Here is a 16,892-nt window from a genome sequence, read left to right on the forward strand (position 1 = left end):
ATAATCCTATGGGTTTTAGCATATGATGTCAACATTTTTTAATCATCCAACGGGTTTAAACTTTCCTTACCAGTCATATTTATAATCATTTCAACTACTAACGAAATTTCTTCGTCGATATCTTTCAAGCTTGCCGTTTCTACAGGTGAATGCATATACCTTAATGGAAGTGAAACTAGACTGATCGGAACGCCTTTACCGGTTAAACGCATCTTATCACCATCTGTTCCTGTATGTCTTGGCGTTAATTCATATTGAATATTCATCCCCAGTTTTTTTGCGTTCTTTTCAAGAAGTTGGTTTAATTTACGATTAATTGGTGCTCCCTTCGCAAGTACAGGGCCACCATCTAAACGAATATCCCCATGCTTTCGTTTATCAACGGATGGGTAATCCGTAGCAAACGTTACATCTAATGCTAAGGCTGCATCTGGTTGCAGACCCGCTGCAGCGAAATAGGCTCCGCCCATATTCGTCTCTTCATTGACTGTACTTACTCCATATACTCCAATACGAATATCTTTATTAGCAAGTCTTCTCATAATTTCTGCAACTATAAACGCACCTGTACGATTATCAAGTCCTCTACCTGAGACATAACGATTCTTTACAATTTCCGACTGTCTACGATATACTACTAAATCACCGATTTGAATGTCAGCTTCCATTTCTGATTTATCTTTTGCTCCACAATCAATAAATAGATCTGCTACATCAAAATCGCCTTTTATCCCTCCATGATGCTGAGCATTTACACCAATAACCCCTGGAACTAGTTTATCTTGACCTAAAATCTCCACCTTCATACCAATTGCTGCCTTCGGATTAATGCCACCCATTTTATCAACATAGACAAAGCCATTTTCATCAATACGATTTACAATAAAGGCGATCTCGTCACAATGACCAGCCAATAACAAATGAAAATCCGCATCCTCATTTTTAACTGCAATAACATTCCCTGCATTATCAGTACGTACTTCATCAACAAACGGTTCGACATAGTTCATCCACTTTTTCTGAATTTCCATCTCCATGCTCGATGGTGATGGTGTATGTAATAATTCTTGTAAAAACGCAATTCTTTCGGTTTCCATGTTATACATTCCTCCTATAAGAATAAGTTGGTAGCACTTGTTAACACTATAAGTAAAAAAAAGGTGATCATATATGCTCTGGAATAAATGGATACAATTTTACTTCCACCTTCCGATTATAGTACGTCTATTACTAAGTGTAACGATACTAATGTTATGCTTCGGTTATCTTATTCATTTAATTGAACCTGCTCATTTTCCTTCTGTGTTTGATGGCATCTGGTGGGCGTTTGTCACTGGCTCAACAGTTGGATATGGTGATTATGTTCCGCTTAGCTCACTTGGGAAAATAATTGCTATCCTTCTAATTTTAGCGGGTGGTGGTTTCGTAACATTTTATATGGCTACGTTATCCGCCGGAACAATTAAATTTGAACAAGACTTATCAGAAGGAAAAACAACTTATAAAGGGACAAACCATACTATCATAATCGGTTGGAATGAGCGGACTAAGCAATTAATTGACATGTTTAAAGCGCATAATCTCGACACTGATACTGTATTGATAGATCATTCTGTAAATAAGATATCGTATAAGGAGCACCACATCCATTTTATTAATGGGGAGCCCACCTCAGACAAGACATTACAAAAAGCCAATATTGCTCAAGCAAAATTCGTTATCATTACTTCCGATCCTACGTTAACGGAAGAACAAGCGGATCGACAAACGATTTTAAGTATTATTGCAGCCCGTGGTAATAATGCTTCTATCCATATCATTGCAGAAATTCTAACCGAAATCCAGCGAAAAAATGCCATTCGTGCTGGTGCAAATGTTGTTGTCCGCTCCAATAATTTCATGAGTTCCTTATTTTATCAATCACTCTTCCAAAAAGATCTTCAAGTTACTGATATTATAGCAAACACATTGGAGGAACAACAATTTTGCTCCACATTGATCTCTGAAGGATTGATTGGAAAAGATTTTTATTTTTGTGCTCAGCAATTGCTTAGCGAGAGAAAATGGTTAATTGGCATCATTCGGGAAAATGAAATGCTCCTGCATCCCGATTTTACATTACATATGAAAATGGGAGATTCATTAATCTACTTAATGCCAATGGATTCAAGTAAATAACCCATTTCTTTTAAACGAAATGGGTAAACTTCTTTTTTGCTTTTTAGCCTGATATTTGCGCAAGTAATACTTCCAAGTTTTGCAATACAACTTTCCCTTTTTCAATATATTCGGAAGGGATATCTCCATCTTTTTCAATGGGAGTTTGGAATTGATTAAATGCTGATTGGATGACACTGCTTTCTGCATAGGCATCTACATCATCCTGATAGCGATGAGTTAGTATATATGGTTTTCCCATCCTAATGACCGACGCGTCATGCTCTATTTCTCCTCGCTCAGATTGAAATGGGATACGAAGAAAATGATAACCGCCATCAGTAGCTAATTTATAATCAAAATAGCCATGATCATAATCCCATGCTCCACCTAGAGCATACCCTTCTTTTTCAAGTATCCCTTTGACCTGTTGATAGGAATAAACATTATTCTCAATTTCTGAATCTAATTCGTACAATGTATGCACCCCTTTTTTTATTAGGGTACCCTTCAACTCAGAAAATAATGCGTGTAAAAACTAAAACTTTCCTCTGTGCGGATTTTCAGTCAATGAGCAACGTGATTAATATGGTGTAAAGGTTCCTTTTAATCTATTCTTATACCGTTCCAATTTATTTATTTTCCTACATGTGATCAAAGAACAGATTGTAACAATAATCAGCTTCCATTCATGTTCTTCTCCTCGATTATCTACGATTTTATTCATGATATCCCTCCTAATCAATTATTCGTATGTAAAAAAGCTGTCCCCAAATAAAGACACTTTAAGGACAGCTCTTAACGATTATAAACGTTTTTCTAATTTTTCTTTTTCTTCTTCAAAACCTGGTTTACCAAGTAATGCGAACATATTTTTCTTATATGCTTCAACACCTGGCTGATCAAATGGATTGACACCTAATAAGTAGCCGCTGATCGCACAAGCTTTTTCGAAGAAATACACTACATACCCGAATGTGTATGCATCTAACTTCGGAAGATGGACAAGCAGATTTGGCACTTCACCATCCGTATGTGCTAGCAATGTTCCTTGGAATGCTTTTTCATTAACAAAGTCTAAAGTTTCACCTGCTAAGTAATTTAATCCATCTAAATCTTGTTCTTCTTTTTCAATCGTGATATTTGATTTCGGTTCTTCAACGTGAAGGACTGTTTCAAAAATATCACGACGACCTTCTTGTACATACTGACCTAATGAATGAAGGTCTGTGGAAAAATTAGCAGAGGATGGATAAATCCCTTTGAAATCTTTCCCTTCACTTTCGCCAAATAATTGTTTCCACCATTCAGCAAAATACTGAAGAGCTGGCTCATAATTAATTAGCATTTCGATTGTTTTGCCTTTGTTATGAAGAATATTTCGTACTGCGGCATATTGATACGCTGGGTTTTTGGCAAGATCTGCTTCACTCAATTCTGCTTGAGCTTTTTGTGCACCTTGCATCATGGCATCGATATCTACTCCACTTACCGCGATTGGTAATAAGCCTACTGCTGTAAGAACAGAATAGCGTCCACCCACATCATCAGGAATAACAAAGCTTTCATAGCCTTGTTCATTTGCTAATGTTTTTAGTGCACCTTTTGCTTTATCAGTTGTCGCATAAATACGTTTTTTCGCTTCTTCCGTACCATACTTTTCTTCAAGAAACTTACGGAAAATACGGAAAGCAATTGCTGGTTCTGTTGTCGTACCACTTTTCGATATAACATTTACAGAGACATCTTTGTCTTTTAATACATCAAATAAATCATTAATATATGGAGCACTAATGCTGTTACCAACAAAGAAAACCTGAGGTGTTTTGCGTTGTTCCTTCGTTAATTCATTATAGAAAGAATGGTTAAGCATTTCGATTGCTGCACGTGCTCCTAAGTAAGAACCACCAATACCAACAACTAATAGCACATCCGAATCCGACTTGATTTTTTCGGCAGCCTTCTTAATACGGGCAAATTCTTCTTTATCATAATCAGTCGGAAGGTCTACCCAGCCTAAAAAGTCATTTCCTGCACCTGTTTTATTATGTACCATTTCATGTGCCAATTTTACAGGTTCTTTCAAGTACTCTAATTCATGTTCCCCGAAAAAGGCTAATGCTTTCTCGTAATCAAAGCGTACATGTGTCATGTCTTTGTAACCTCCAATAATTATTATCACTATTTAAATGTACCGAATCCTTTGTCTTAAATCAAGCATAGAAACAGTGGATTTTAGAAAAGTTGTCCAATAAAAAAATGGGAGTCAATGAACACTTAGTATAATTTTCGAGAATAATGACAGAATAGGAAAGAAATATATCTATTTTTACAATACCATAAAAGAAAAGAGGTTTAAAAATGAAGAAGCTAGCTTTAATATTAATCATTATCGGGGCGATTAATTGGGGCTTGATTGGACTGTTTCAATTTGATTTAGTTGCAGCCCTGTTTGGTGGAGGCAGTCAAGAAGGTGCATTTGCTAGAGTTATTTATACCATTGTTGGAATTGCGGGACTTGTAAGCATTGCGTTTCTTTTTGATTCCAATGAGGAGTAATCCTTGTTAAACTTCGCTTTAAAGAAAGAGGCTGAGACATAACTAAATAGGTAAACGAGAATCCGAACAATCTGAACGAAGCGTAGGCAACATACCTGTGGATCGGCTTGATCTTCGAAACTCACACGAGTAGATTCACTGTGTGAAGTGTTTTTCTTCACACAGTTAGCTAAAGATCGCCCACGGAAAGCGAAATATTTTGCCGAAGCGGGATGTGTACGCAGACTTTCATGTTCGGATTTATCCTATCTATTTACTCTTTTGTCCCAGTCTTTTCATTTTTTTATTCTGATTGCTTAATCCATTCTTTCAGCTTGTCCTTCAGTGTATTAAATCCATGTTCCCCTTCTTTTTCGGCAATTGGATTTGTAACACGGTCATCTGGCTTTTCAGGCTCTAGAGCACGAATCGATAAAGCATACTTGTTCTCTTCCTCATCAACCTCAATTATTTTCACTCTAACATGGTCACCTTCTTTAACATGATCCGTAATATCTTTAACAAATCCATTGGTAACTTCTGATATATGAATTAATCCTTGTACTTCATCACTAATCGAGACAAAAGCACCATAAGGTTGAACCCCTGTAATAACTCCTTCCACCACATCTCCTATTTGAAATTTTTCTGACATGCTTCCAACTCCTCTAAACATTTTCTTACCGAATTATTTACTCTTTAAACATTAAGTAATGTTAGCATACTTAGAATAAAAATGGCAAAAAGAAAGCCGAGTTTCTTTTCTAATCGTAAACTTTCAGATAAAATTTCTATATTTTATTAAAAATATGTTTAAGAATTATAAAATTGGGCAATTTATAAGTATGTAAGACTTTCTCGTATTCCCCCTGGATAGCAAAGCGCTCTGTCGCTTTGCTTATTTTTTTCTACTTTACTAAAGTCCAAATAAAGTGAGACTATGATCAGGGTGCTAGCTTCTATTATCACTAAACTTATCCTTATGTTACTTAAATCTTGATTAAGGTACGAATAGCATCGTCATAAATACCCTTCCATACATCTTGAAATTATCTAAGTGAGGTTCATAGCATGAAAAGGACAATTGCATACAAAGGACATATGATTAGCTTCACTTTTTATAAAGATTCATCTAAACCAGTAATCATCTTGTTGCATGGATTTTTAGCTTCATCCTATTGTTTTCGGAAGTTAATTCCTTTATTAACAAAGGACTTTCAAGTCATTACCATCGATATTCCACCATTTGGAGAAAGTGAAAAATCTAATACTTGTTTATTTTCCTACGATCATATGGCAGATGCCATTAAATATCTATTGGACGATCAGGCTATTGATACAGCCTTTTTACTCGGTCACTCGATGGGCGGCCAAATTTCTTTGCGGTTTGCATACAAATACCCTGACAATGTTAAACAATTATATTTGCTAGCCCCATGCAGCTTTATGCGACACTCACCTTGGTTCGCTAAAGTAATCTGTCATAACCCACTATCTTCATTCATAACTAGAACGTTGTTAAAGCGAAAAGGAGTATATGAAATGCTCAGGCATTCGATTTATCGCGACGACATTATCACAGATGAAATGTTAGAGCATTATAAAAAACCCTTTCTCGATAAAAAGATATACCCTTGTATCATAAAAATCCTGAACGACCACCAAGGTGATTTAACTGAACGATTACTCGTCACCATTGACACACCTACATCTATCATCTGGGGGAAAAACGATGAAATTATTCCATACGAAATTGGATATGAACTGATCAAATACCTACCGAATGCCACACTGACAACCCTAGATCAAACCGGTCACCTCCTCCCAGAAGAGGCTTCTTACTACATTGCTAAACTCGTTGGGCAAGGAATAAAATAATGTCTTCTTTTCCTTAGAGTTCAAGCATGAGACTTTTTTTCAACCGAACAATATGGTTGAATAGACATATCAAAGAGTATTGTTAAGGGAGTGCAAAAAACGATGAAATTTTCTTTTGATGACCAAATAGAGAGAAGAAATACAAGGGCGGTTAAATGGGACTTGGTCAAAGCGCTTTATGGATCAGAGGATGTCTTGCCAATGTGGGTAGCAGACATGGATTTTGAAGTGCCAGTAGCTGTAAAAGACGCACTAATACAACGAGCAGAGCATGGCATATTCGGCTATACCTTTACAGATAATGCACTTCAACATACCATTACCAGTTGGTTGGAATATAAACATAATTGGAAAGTAAAAAGCGCTTCTATTCTATATAGCCCAGGTGTGATCACTACGTTATATATGGCGATCCAAACCTTCACAGATAAAGGAGATAAAGTGCTCATCCAGACGCCTGTCTATCCTCCTTTCTATGATATCGTAAAAAAACATGACCGCGAACTAGTGACAAATCAACTCATTATTCAAGATAATAGATATGAAATTGATTTCGAAGATTTTGAAGCCAAATTACAGCAAGGCGTTCAGGCATTTATTCTCTGCAACCCGCATAACCCTGTGGGACGTGTATGGTCACAAAAAGAATTAGAGCAAATCATCGCGCTGTGCAAACAATACAATGTGATGATTCTTGCGGATGAAATTCATGCTGATCTTGTCTATCAACCATACAAGCACATCCCGATCGCTAAAATCGATACGGAAATGACAGACCAAATCATTACCTGTATGTCACCAACTAAAACTTTTAACTTGGCAGGATTACAAGCCTCCTTCGCTATTGTATCGAATAAACAAAAAAGAGAGGCATTAGAGAAGACATTCCATAAACAAGGAATACATATGCTAAACACAATGGGGATTACTGCTTTAGAGGCTGCCTATAATGATGGCAGGGAATGGCTTAATCAATTGCTCGATCAATTACGGACAAATATCGATTATGTAGAAAAGGCATTTGCTGATCACGATAAAGTAAATGTATTCCATCCAGAAGGCACCTACCTAGTATGGATGGATTTCCGCAAACTCGGTATGTCACAAGATAAATTAAAAGAATTCCTACAAAAAGAAGCGAAGATCGGTTTAAATGACGGCGTCTCGTTTGGTGAAGAAGGCACAGGCTTTATGCGAATGAATATCGCCTGCCCATTAGCAATAGTAAAAGAAGGTACTTCCCGAATTATGAATGCGTTGGAAAAATTTAGGAAATAAGGCCAATCACCAAATGGCCTCGGATCTACGAATGCCTCAGATTTCGTTATACAATTCTCTATACTTCCTGCTACGTAAAGAAGAGTAAGCAAATGAAAGCTTACTCTTCCTCTTCTTCTGTATTAAATTCTGTTGGATCGGTTGGTTTTTCTTCATCCGTTGCTTCTTCTAGCGATATAACACCACAGACAATACGGTCACCCGAATCTCCTGCTGGCTGTGAAATTCCATCGTCTGGTCCAGCATGAATAATAATAGAAGTACCATCTTCTCTTAATAATGACTTGTCTCCATCCATTAGGGTAGCCCCATCAATTTCAAGTTCTACATCGGCAGTTCCATCTGCCTCTACTTCTATATTTGGCAAATCACCTAAATGAGCACCATCTGGATGCATGAGGCCATGTTCATTTCCTTCTGGATTAAAATGATTCCCGGCAGATTGAAAGTCCGGTCCTTCACACTTAGCATATTCGTGAATATGTACACCATGCATACCTTGCTCCAGACCTTCCACCTTAATTTGAACAGATACCATACCATCTTGTTCATTAAATGTAGCAGTTCCAACGGCATCTTGATCCGTATTATACAGACGCACTTCTAACGGAGAGCGTTCGGCTGCCTGGCAGCTAGTTAACACGATAAACACTGAAAAACAGAAACAAACTACATATCTTTTTTTCATCACATCTACTCCTCTTCACTTATCCATTACCTATTATGGACAAGGAGAAGTAAACTTAATCAATCTTTCAAATCGTCATATTTTTGTTTCCACTTCTCTTCTTCTTTTTTTGATGCTTTCTTAATAAAATACATCGCAACAATCGCCCCGATAACAAAAATTAACAGACTAATCACCGCAGGAATATACAACGATTTATCTTCCGGGAAATAAAGAAATTCCATCATCTTACATCACTTCCCTTATTATAAAGTGAGACTTCCCTCAATGGGGGTTTCACGGACGATTAGCACCGTGATAAAGTATTCCTAATAAAACCCTATTATAACATAAGAAAAGCCTACGCGCCCGTACAAAAAATCAATAGATGATAGAGGCATTGCAGCACCTGCGACATTCGAATTTTTAGAAATTAAAAAAGCTAGTATGAATCACTAGCTTTTTGACATTATTTTCCTAGATGCTCTTCAATTGTTTCTGCAATTCCTTCAAGAGCTTGATCTTCATCATTACCATCAACAGTAATACGAATTTCCGCTCCTTTTGGAACACCAAGTGACATAACACCCATGATGGATTTTAAGTTTACTGTTTTTCCGTTATAATGTAATTCTACATGCGATTCATATTGCCCAGCCTTATTTACTAGTAAAGTAGCTGGTCGTGCGTGAATACCAGTGTCACTTTGAATAGTAAAAGATTGTTCTTTCATAACATAACTCCTCCTCATCAATCGATCATCATTTAACAGTCAAATAATTGCAAAAAACCTGAAATGACTAACTAAGACTATTATATACGAAAAAAACGAATTAAGAAACAAAAAAGAGAAAAAAATCCACAAACAATGTAAAGGGTTCCATTTCTGTTTCAAAAGGATTCCATTTGTATTTCGATTTTCATTATGATATTTTCTATTTATACTACGCCTAAAAGGAGGGCTTATACATGAGTGTACATATTGGAGCAAAAAAAGGAGATATTGCAGATACAATCCTACTTCCCGGAGATCCACTGCGCGCCAAATATATTGCAGAAAATTTCTTAGAAAATGCTACTTGCTATAATGAAGTTCGCGGGATGTACGGATATACTGGCACATATAAAGGGAGAGAAATATCTGTTCAGGGAACCGGGATGGGAGTCCCATCTATTTCTATCTATGTGAATGAGCTAATCCAAAGCTATGATGTACAGAATCTGATTCGCGTCGGGACATGTGGAGCTATTCAAAAAGATGTAAAGGTAAGAGATGTCATTCTTGCCAGTACCTCTTCGACAGACTCGCAAATGAACCGAATGGTGTTTGGAGGAATTGATTACGCCCCAACTGCTGATTTTGACTTATTGAAAAAAGCATATGACACAGGCATAGAAAAAGGGCTATCTTTAAGAGTTGGAAATGTATTTACTAGCGATAGTTTTTATCGTGATAACATGAAAGAAATGCTAGAGCTACTTGATAAATACAACGTGTTAGCAATTGAAATGGAGTCAACAGCATTGTATACACTAGCAGCTAAATTCAATCGTAACGCATTATCCGTTCTAACTGTTTCTGATCATATAGTTACAGGAGAAGAAACGACCGCAGAAGAACGTCAAACAACTTTTAACGAGATGATTGAAGTATCACTTGAAGCGGCAATTAAATAAGAATAGGGTATTACAACCGTTCAAAATCCCTTCAGAACAAAAGGATGAGAGCATAGTTTTGTTCTCATCCTTTTATTATTAAAACTGTGTTAAGTGATGAGTAATCAATATTAAATAGGCTAAAGCTATGCTATAATGAAAAAGAAATTGGTCGGTAGATACCTATAAATAGGAACATTTTTAGTAATTATCAACACCGGATACCGAGCTTTTCCATCTAAGAGACAGAGAGGATGTTCTAATTGGAGCTTTTCGAAAACTTCCCACTTTGGGCAGCTTTAATCGCAATCGTTTTTGCCCAATTTATAAAAGTTCCCCTACACTTTATCGCTACTAAAGAATTCAAACCTGGATTGGGATTTAGTACAGGCGGTATGCCAAGTAGTCATTCTGCAGCGGTTACAGCCGTTACCACTGGAGTCGGCATTGAACACGGTGTGTCATCAGGACTATTTGCCGTATCCTGTGTGCTCGCCATTATTATCATGTTTGATGCAACAGGCATCCGTAGACAAGCTGGAGAACAAGCCATATTAATAAACACACTAGTGAAGGATTTTCATCATTTTGTCTCTGAAGCAAAAGGATGGTCTAAAAAAGGGGAATATGAAAAACAAAAAGAATTAAAAGAACTTCTCGGTCATCAGCCGATCGAAGTGTTCTTTGGTGGCTTAACAGGGATCATCTTAGCCTTCCTACTTTATCCACTATTTTAAAAATGAAATGCTACATCCTCAGCCTATATATGCAAAAAGGCTGAAACATACATAAAAAGTAATTTTTTTGAAATCCAATCAGAAAATAAAACCGCATGAAATCATCCATTATCATTAGATTTCATGCGGTTATTCATTTGAACGACTACGCGTACTTTTTTACTCTGCTTTATATTGATGCCTAAATACTTGTAATGATTCTGTATTATTTAAACCTTCCACTACTTCTTCTGTCAATTGTCCTGTTCCATATTCAATCACATATACATCTAATGCTTTTTTCCCCCATTTTTCATAAACATCCTCTACTGTCGGATAATATAAATCAATCTTATTCCCTTTAATTGCACCACCCTTATCAGCTACAATACCATAGCCATAATCGGGAATATAGAGTATTGTACCAAGAGGAAAAATATTTAAATCTGCTGCAATCGTGGAATACAAATCCCGCGTAACTTTTACACCTGAATAAGTTATACCATATGCAGGATGATCTGGAGTTTTACCAGTAGATTCAACACCTGCTGTATAACCTGTAGCAACGACATTATGTTTCTCATATTGACTTAAATCTAATGTTTCCTCTAAAGTTGATGGTCCTGTGATTTCTTCACTTGAAATATAAGTGACTCGATTATTACGGTGTTTCATGGATTTCTTCTTTTTGTCTACTATCTCTCTATCTTCCTGATAACTTATATCAAGTGAGTCAGGTGTTTCATCTGCTAAGCTATTAATCACTTCTTGTGCTGATACATTAGATACCATTGTGAAACTAGACATTAATGCACCAAACAATAGAGAAAGCCACAATAAATTTTTGGCGATTTTCCATAAAAACATAAAAAGATCACACCTCTCTTAGGTGTAATCTTTTCCACTACCAAGAAGAATTATACATTTTCATCATTTTAGAACATTTGATAACCGTTTTTTCTCAAAAACTTAATGACGATTCCAGCAACTATTGTCCCAATAAATCCCGAGGATAAGATAATCATATCTTGTACACCTAATGTAACGATTTCATTCCACAAAGTCGGGAATGCATAGCCTGGATCAGTGAAATATGTAGAAAATGGAAAAGTATCGACAATAAATATAACGATTACTGGAAACACAAATGCCATTAACCATGTTTGACGCAAAATCATATTGAGAATAAAACTAATACCAAAAAATAACACAAAAAATAAAAGAACTGAGATAAAAAGTTGAATCATTCGGGTCTACTCCTCTAAGTTCATGCCAAAATTAATTACTCATTTTATTTTATACCGCCATCAGAACTTGTGCAACAAAGTTCATTTTTTTGTAAGAAAATTCGACCATAAAACTAAACCATATGGATGGATATAAAAAGCAGAGGATTAGCCCTCTGCTTTTTATGATAGTAATTAAAAGATGTTAAATTTACCTTTTTTCAATACTAATCCTACACCGCCGATTTTGTATAATGCACGGTTATCAATAACTTTCTTCATGAAGGAAGCAGTCCATCCGTAGATCTTCTTACCTCCAAAGATAGAGCCCATTGCATCTTTGTCACCAAGTGAACATACAGTACCACGGTTGATAAACTCGAAATGTTCCAACTCTCCACCTTTTACAAGTGCAATTAAATTATGTGCACAAACTTCTGCTTGTTGCATAGCAATTTGAGCAGTAGGTGGATATGGGCGATCAATTTCTTTATTCCAGACTAAAGCACAATCTCCAACCACGAAAACATCTTCGTGTGATGGTGCACGTAATTCTGGGGTAACTTCCACTTTACCACGGTTATCTTCTAATGAAGATTCTTCCACAAGATGGTTAGCACGTACCCCGGCTGCCCATACGGTTGTCATTGTAGGAATATCTTCTTTTTCACCGTTTTGCTCAATGGTAATACCATCAGCACGAACCTCTTTTAACATCGCACCAAGTTTGAATTCCACTCCGCGTGACTCCAGTGAGTTTAGTGCATATTCAATTAATTCTGGGTCAAAACCAGGCATAATTGTATCCATACCTTCTACGACAATAACTCTCACTTTACTGCGATCTATATCATATTCTTCACAAAGCTCTGGAATCCGATTTGCTAATTCTCCAGCAAACTCAATTCCAGTGAAGCCGCCGCCACCGATAACGATATTTAATCGCTCTGCCTTAGGTTCAGCTTCATTATTATATGTTGCAAATTGATAATCGATATGTTCACGAATCTGACGCGCTTTATTGATACTACCAATCGTAAATGCATGATCTAATAAACCAGGAATTCCAAACGTAGCTGCTTCGAAACCTAAGGCAACTACCAGGTAATCATAATCCAGCACTTCGCCATCTTGTAGTTCAACTTTTTTCTCATCAGGTTTTATCGCTGTTACAGTATCTTGAATAAAATTAACCTTTGCAGAGTTAATAATACCAGATATTTTCACCCGACTGCGGTCATGGTGTAAGGTACCTGCTGCAGCTTCATGTAACCAAGTAGATTCATAGTGGTAATCGTGCTTGTTGACGAGTGTAATGTGTGCATCGTTTACACCCAATTTTTTTTGTAGTTTTGCTACTGTAGTAAGACCACCGTAGCCTGCTCCCAAAACAACAATTTTAGGTTTATTCATCTTTCTCACATCCATTTAAGTATTTTTTTTGTAACAATTCGTGATGTATTTCACGTACTATCACGTAATGATACATGAGCCTTAATTATTAGTCCATAGTATATGTTAGACCTTTTTACGACATTTTTCAACCCTTGCGGTTGATTTTGTACAATTTTTTAAAAACTTTCTCTACTAATTTGGTGAATTTTACAAATTACCAATTAAAAGCAAGTAAAAATGACATAATAGCAGCAATTATGTTAAAATATTAGGCATTGATGTAAGCATTAGGGGGAATCTAACTATGTTAAAGGAAGTTTATGATATAACGATAATCGGTGCAGGACCTGTCGGTTTATTTACCGCTTTTTATGGTGGATTAAGGCAATCTTCTGTTAAAATCATCGAGAGTTTGCCACAAATTGGCGGACAGCTCAGCGCACTATATCCAGAAAAATATATTTATGATGTAGCTGGCTTTCCAAAAGTCCGAGCACAGGAACTCGTTGATAATTTAAAAGAACAAACCGATTTATTTAAACCTGAAATTGTCTTAAATCAACCGGTTGAAAACGTTGAACGTTTAGATGATGAGACCTTCCGAATTACCACACCAACAGAAGAACACTTCTCTAAAGTAATTATTATTACCGGTGGAAATGGCGCTTTTCAACCGAGAAAATTAACGATTGATCAGGCGGAAGAGTTTGAAGGTGAAAATCTTCACTATTTCGTCGATAATATGGATAAATTCCGTGATCAACGTGTTGTATTGTTTGGTGGCGGAGACTCAGCGGTTGATTGGGCATTAATGTTAGAACCGATTGCACAAGAAGTTACATTAGTACACAGAAGAGATACCTTCCGAGCCCACGAAGCAAGTGTAGAAAACTTAATGAAATCGAATGTTAATATATTAACACCGTATGTGCCTGAAAGCCTAATTGGCCAAGATAAGATTGATCAAGTCCGGTTAAAAGAAGTGAAAGGTGACAAGGAAGTCGTACTGGACGTCGACCATGTACTAGTGAATTATGGGTTTATTTCATCTTTAGGACCAATTAAAAACTGGGGATTAGAAATTGATAAGAATAGTATAGTTGTTAATTCAAAAATGGAAACAAATGTCCCAGGGATTTATGCTGCTGGTGATATCTGTACGTATCCAGGTAAAGTGAATTTAATCGCTGCTGGTTTTGGAGAAGGACCAACTGCAGTTAACAATGCCAAAGCTTATATGGATCCAAAGGCAAGAATTCAACCCAAGCATTCTACTAGCATGTTTTAATAGAAAAGCATCGAGCCAATTTGCTCGATGCTTTTTTCATTAACAATTTTCAGGTGTTCCTTCTCTTTCCTTCGCTTTAAACGATGATCCACAACCACATGATACGATCGCATTGGGGTTATCAATCGTGAATCCTCCGCCCATCATATTTTGTTTGAAGTCAATTGTCGTTCCTTCGATCACATCAATATCGAATTTTTTGATCGTTAGTGGAATACCATTTGACTCTTCAGTATAGTCTAATTCTTCATTGACGTCATAATCAAAGCCAAGGGAATAAGAAAGACCACTACATCCGCCACCTTTGACACCGAAACGAAGACGTACTGTTTCTGCATCTTCTTCTTTCATCATTTCTTGTATCTGATTTTTGGCACTTTCCGTAATATTAATAACCATAGAAAAAAACTCCTTTTTCTAAGTACTTTAATACTTATTGTATGATCAAGTATACAAACTCAATCATGGTAATTCAATATATTTGCATTATAATTAAGCCATGAAAAATGTTCCTTCAATCGTCGTTTCCGCTTTTCCACGCATCCAGACATGCCCATCCTCTGCCCAAGTGATATACAAATCGCCACCAGCTAAATGAACAGTAATTTCTTTTCCTTTTTCCAATTTATTATTTAAAATAGATGCAACAACAGCTGCACAAGCGCCTGTACCACATGCTTGTGTCACCCCTGAACCTCTTTCCCATACTCTAAACTGTATCTCCTGATCATTCACTTTTTCGATAAATTCAACATTGACGCTTTCCGGGAATCGCTCATCTTTCTCAATAACTGGACCCAACGTAGTTAATGGTGCTTGATTAATATCCTCCACAAAGAAAACAGCATGTGGATTCCCCATGGACACTGTCGTGATAGCTAGCTGTTCATCTTCAATAGCAAACGGCTCAGCTACTACCTTGTCTTGTTCTCTACCTAACATCGGAATCTCTGACCGTTTTAACAATGGTTTTCCCATATCAATCGTTACTTCCTCTACCTGCGAACGGTCTCCGTGTACTTCTGCACTGACATTTCCCGCTTTCGTTTCAATTGTAAATTGTTTTGAATCTACTAAGTGATGCTCATAGGCATACTTTGCGACACATCGTAAACCATTGCCACAGTTTTTTCCTTCCGATCCATCTTTATTAAAAATACGCATTCCAACTTCAGCATTTTCAGTTGGATGAATTAATATAAGGCCATCTGATCCTATTCCAGTATCTTTATCAGCTACAGATCTCGCCAAATCAGCCAGCATCTCTTCTTCAAGTGGAAAATCAAATACATTGATAAAAATATAACTGTTTCCTAAACCATGCATTTTAGTAAATGGTATGTTCATTTCTTTCTGTCCCCTCTTTAAAACTGATCGATTAATTCATTATCGATATACTCATTAATATTATCTAATAATTGTTCTGGTGTATCTGCTGTGATTGGCCTACCGTTCACGATAGCAACATGATAGTTACGGCAAATGCCACAATAACTTGTACACCCATATTCCGCTACATCCATATCAGGATCCGTTAGTAATTGTTGTCGGACCTGCTCTGTACCTTTTGCAAGATTTTTCACACAAAAGCCAACATTGATTCTAATTCTCATTATATCACACCTTCAAATTATCTTAAGGTTCATCTGCCTAATTTATTTTTAACACACTTTTATTTACAAATAAATCAATAAAAGATAAAATAAAGTTGAGAATGTTTGTCATTCGTGTGATACTAAACATAGATTTTTTAACAAATAGCCCTTTAGAGTAGTAGTGAGGAAAGGAGAGTCTCCATTCATGGAAGAACAATCAGCACAAGTACAAGAAGTCTTAAATAAATTACGTCCATTTTTATTACGTGATGGTGGCGATGTCGAATTAGTGGATGTGGAAGATGGTATCGTTCGCTTACGTTTAATGGGTGCATGTGGTAACTGCCCTAGCTCTACCATTACTCTGAAAGCAGGTATTGAACGCGCACTAATGGCTGAAGTACCTGGCGTTACGGAAATTGAGCAAGTATTTTAATCAACATTTTACCAGGAAACGATTCTTTCAAAAGAAACGTTTCCTTTTTTATTGGAAAGCCA

22 protein-coding genes are annotated in these 16,892 nt (G+C 36.6%); 8 read left to right on the forward strand and 14 right to left on the reverse strand.

The window, feature by feature from the left end:
* Positions 1–38: 38 nt before the first annotated feature.
* Positions 39–1,097 (reverse strand): M20/M25/M40 family metallo-hydrolase, encoded by a 1,059-nt coding sequence (locus ACTNEP_RS04050; protein WP_441160392.1) that lies wholly within the window; start codon positions 1,095–1,097, stop codon positions 39–41.
* A gap of 73 nt (positions 1,098–1,170) precedes the next feature.
* On the opposite strand from ACTNEP_RS04050, the gene ACTNEP_RS04055 reads away from it, so the two are divergent.
* A complete protein-coding gene (locus tag ACTNEP_RS04055; protein WP_441160393.1) occupies positions 1,171–2,178 on the forward strand; it encodes a potassium channel family protein in 1,008 nt (335 codons plus the stop codon).
* A gap of 43 nt (positions 2,179–2,221) precedes the next feature.
* Here the strand turns inward: ACTNEP_RS04055 and ACTNEP_RS04060 are convergent, their stop codons facing one another.
* The 3 genes from ACTNEP_RS04060 to ACTNEP_RS04070 all read right to left on the reverse strand — a co-directional run bounded on the left by ACTNEP_RS04060 (position 2,222) and on the right by ACTNEP_RS04070 (position 4,309).
* On the reverse strand, positions 2,222–2,635 hold the full coding sequence (locus tag ACTNEP_RS04060; protein ID WP_441160394.1) for a YugN family protein: 414 nt from the start codon (positions 2,633–2,635) through the stop codon (positions 2,222–2,224).
* A 105-nt stretch (positions 2,636–2,740) separates the two neighbouring features.
* Entirely contained in the window at positions 2,741–2,884 is a 144-nt protein-coding gene (locus tag ACTNEP_RS04065; RefSeq protein ID WP_441160395.1) for a hypothetical protein, read from the reverse strand.
* Positions 2,885–2,962: 78 nt separating this feature from the next.
* Positions 2,963–4,309 (reverse strand): glucose-6-phosphate isomerase, encoded by a 1,347-nt coding sequence (locus ACTNEP_RS04070; RefSeq protein ID WP_441160396.1) that lies wholly within the window; start codon positions 4,307–4,309, stop codon positions 2,963–2,965.
* Between the two features lie 209 nt (positions 4,310–4,518).
* Between ACTNEP_RS04070 and ACTNEP_RS04075 the strand changes: the two genes are divergently transcribed.
* Complete coding sequence (locus ACTNEP_RS04075) at positions 4,519–4,716, forward strand: DUF378 domain-containing protein (RefSeq protein WP_441160397.1); 198 nt, start codon at positions 4,519–4,521, stop codon at positions 4,714–4,716.
* Between the two features lie 283 nt (positions 4,717–4,999).
* Here the strand turns inward: ACTNEP_RS04075 and yugI are convergent, their stop codons facing one another.
* Complete coding sequence (gene yugI, locus ACTNEP_RS04080) at positions 5,000–5,350, reverse strand: S1 domain-containing post-transcriptional regulator GSP13 (protein ID WP_441160398.1); 351 nt, start codon at positions 5,348–5,350, stop codon at positions 5,000–5,002.
* A 416-nt stretch (positions 5,351–5,766) separates the two neighbouring features.
* On the opposite strand from yugI, the gene ACTNEP_RS04085 reads away from it, so the two are divergent.
* Both ACTNEP_RS04085 and ACTNEP_RS04090 read left to right on the forward strand, forming a co-directional pair.
* Positions 5,767–6,573, forward strand: a complete 807-nt coding sequence (locus tag ACTNEP_RS04085) for an alpha/beta fold hydrolase (protein ID WP_441160399.1) — start codon at positions 5,767–5,769, stop codon at positions 6,571–6,573.
* 102 nt (positions 6,574–6,675) lie between these two features.
* Positions 6,676–7,851 carry a MalY/PatB family protein gene (locus tag ACTNEP_RS04090; protein ID WP_441160400.1) on the forward strand — a complete coding sequence of 392 codons (1,176 nt, stop codon included), beginning with the start codon at positions 6,676–6,678 and terminating at the stop codon, positions 7,849–7,851.
* A 100-nt stretch (positions 7,852–7,951) separates the two neighbouring features.
* Here ACTNEP_RS04090 and ACTNEP_RS04095 read toward each other — a convergent pair whose 3' ends face one another.
* The 3 genes from ACTNEP_RS04095 to ACTNEP_RS04105 form a co-directional block, all read right to left on the reverse strand.
* Positions 7,952–8,539 carry a superoxide dismutase family protein gene (locus ACTNEP_RS04095; RefSeq protein WP_441160401.1) on the reverse strand — a complete coding sequence of 196 codons (588 nt, stop codon included), beginning with the start codon at positions 8,537–8,539 and terminating at the stop codon, positions 7,952–7,954.
* Between the two features lie 59 nt (positions 8,540–8,598).
* Positions 8,599–8,766 (reverse strand): hypothetical protein, encoded by a 168-nt coding sequence (locus ACTNEP_RS04100; protein ID WP_441160402.1) that lies wholly within the window; start codon positions 8,764–8,766, stop codon positions 8,599–8,601.
* A 221-nt stretch (positions 8,767–8,987) separates the two neighbouring features.
* On the reverse strand, positions 8,988–9,251 hold the full coding sequence (locus tag ACTNEP_RS04105; RefSeq protein ID WP_058306856.1) for a phosphocarrier protein HPr: 264 nt from the start codon (positions 9,249–9,251) through the stop codon (positions 8,988–8,990).
* 236 nt (positions 9,252–9,487) lie between these two features.
* Here ACTNEP_RS04105 and deoD point away from each other — a divergent pair, with 236 nt between their 5' ends.
* Together deoD and ACTNEP_RS04115 are read left to right on the forward strand one after the other, a co-directional pair.
* Complete coding sequence (gene deoD, locus ACTNEP_RS04110; protein ID WP_441160403.1) at positions 9,488–10,195, forward strand: purine-nucleoside phosphorylase; 708 nt, start codon at positions 9,488–9,490, stop codon at positions 10,193–10,195.
* A gap of 242 nt (positions 10,196–10,437) precedes the next feature.
* Positions 10,438–10,911, forward strand: a complete 474-nt coding sequence (locus tag ACTNEP_RS04115) for a divergent PAP2 family protein (RefSeq protein ID WP_441160404.1) — start codon at positions 10,438–10,440, stop codon at positions 10,909–10,911.
* Positions 10,912–11,070: 159 nt separating this feature from the next.
* Here ACTNEP_RS04115 and ACTNEP_RS04120 read toward each other — a convergent pair whose 3' ends face one another.
* From ACTNEP_RS04120 to ACTNEP_RS04130, 3 genes are all read right to left on the reverse strand, one after another.
* Complete coding sequence (locus tag ACTNEP_RS04120) at positions 11,071–11,757, reverse strand: 3D domain-containing protein (RefSeq protein WP_441160405.1); 687 nt, start codon at positions 11,755–11,757, stop codon at positions 11,071–11,073.
* Between the two features lie 68 nt (positions 11,758–11,825).
* Positions 11,826–12,137, reverse strand: a complete 312-nt coding sequence (locus ACTNEP_RS04125) for a YuiB family protein (protein ID WP_441160406.1) — start codon at positions 12,135–12,137, stop codon at positions 11,826–11,828.
* 174 nt (positions 12,138–12,311) lie between these two features.
* A complete protein-coding gene (locus ACTNEP_RS04130; RefSeq protein WP_441160407.1) occupies positions 12,312–13,529 on the reverse strand; it encodes an NAD(P)/FAD-dependent oxidoreductase in 1,218 nt (405 codons plus the stop codon).
* Between the two features lie 286 nt (positions 13,530–13,815).
* Between ACTNEP_RS04130 and ACTNEP_RS04135 the strand changes: the two genes are divergently transcribed.
* Entirely contained in the window at positions 13,816–14,799 is a 984-nt protein-coding gene (locus ACTNEP_RS04135; protein WP_441160408.1) for an NAD(P)/FAD-dependent oxidoreductase, read from the forward strand.
* Positions 14,800–14,838: 39 nt separating this feature from the next.
* Here ACTNEP_RS04135 and ACTNEP_RS04140 read toward each other — a convergent pair whose 3' ends face one another.
* From ACTNEP_RS04140 to ACTNEP_RS04150, 3 genes are all read right to left on the reverse strand, one after another.
* The gene (locus ACTNEP_RS04140) at positions 14,839–15,198 is read right to left on the reverse strand and encodes a HesB/IscA family protein (RefSeq protein WP_441160409.1); all 360 of its coding nucleotides are present in this window, start codon (positions 15,196–15,198) and stop codon (positions 14,839–14,841) included.
* A gap of 93 nt (positions 15,199–15,291) precedes the next feature.
* Positions 15,292–16,146, reverse strand: a complete 855-nt coding sequence (dapF, locus tag ACTNEP_RS04145; RefSeq protein ID WP_441160410.1) for a diaminopimelate epimerase — start codon at positions 16,144–16,146, stop codon at positions 15,292–15,294.
* Between the two features lie 17 nt (positions 16,147–16,163).
* Positions 16,164–16,412, reverse strand: a complete 249-nt coding sequence (locus ACTNEP_RS04150; RefSeq protein ID WP_441160411.1) for a DUF1450 domain-containing protein — start codon at positions 16,410–16,412, stop codon at positions 16,164–16,166.
* Positions 16,413–16,599: 187 nt separating this feature from the next.
* Between ACTNEP_RS04150 and ACTNEP_RS04155 the strand changes: the two genes are divergently transcribed.
* On the forward strand, positions 16,600–16,830 hold the full coding sequence (locus tag ACTNEP_RS04155; protein WP_018930821.1) for a NifU family protein: 231 nt from the start codon (positions 16,600–16,602) through the stop codon (positions 16,828–16,830).
* The last annotated feature ends 62 nt before the right edge of the window (positions 16,831–16,892 follow it).

It is taken from the genome of Gracilibacillus sp. HCP3S3_G5_2, from assembly GCF_052063305.1.
GTDB lineage: Bacteria > Bacillota > Bacilli > Bacillales > Amphibacillaceae > Gracilibacillus.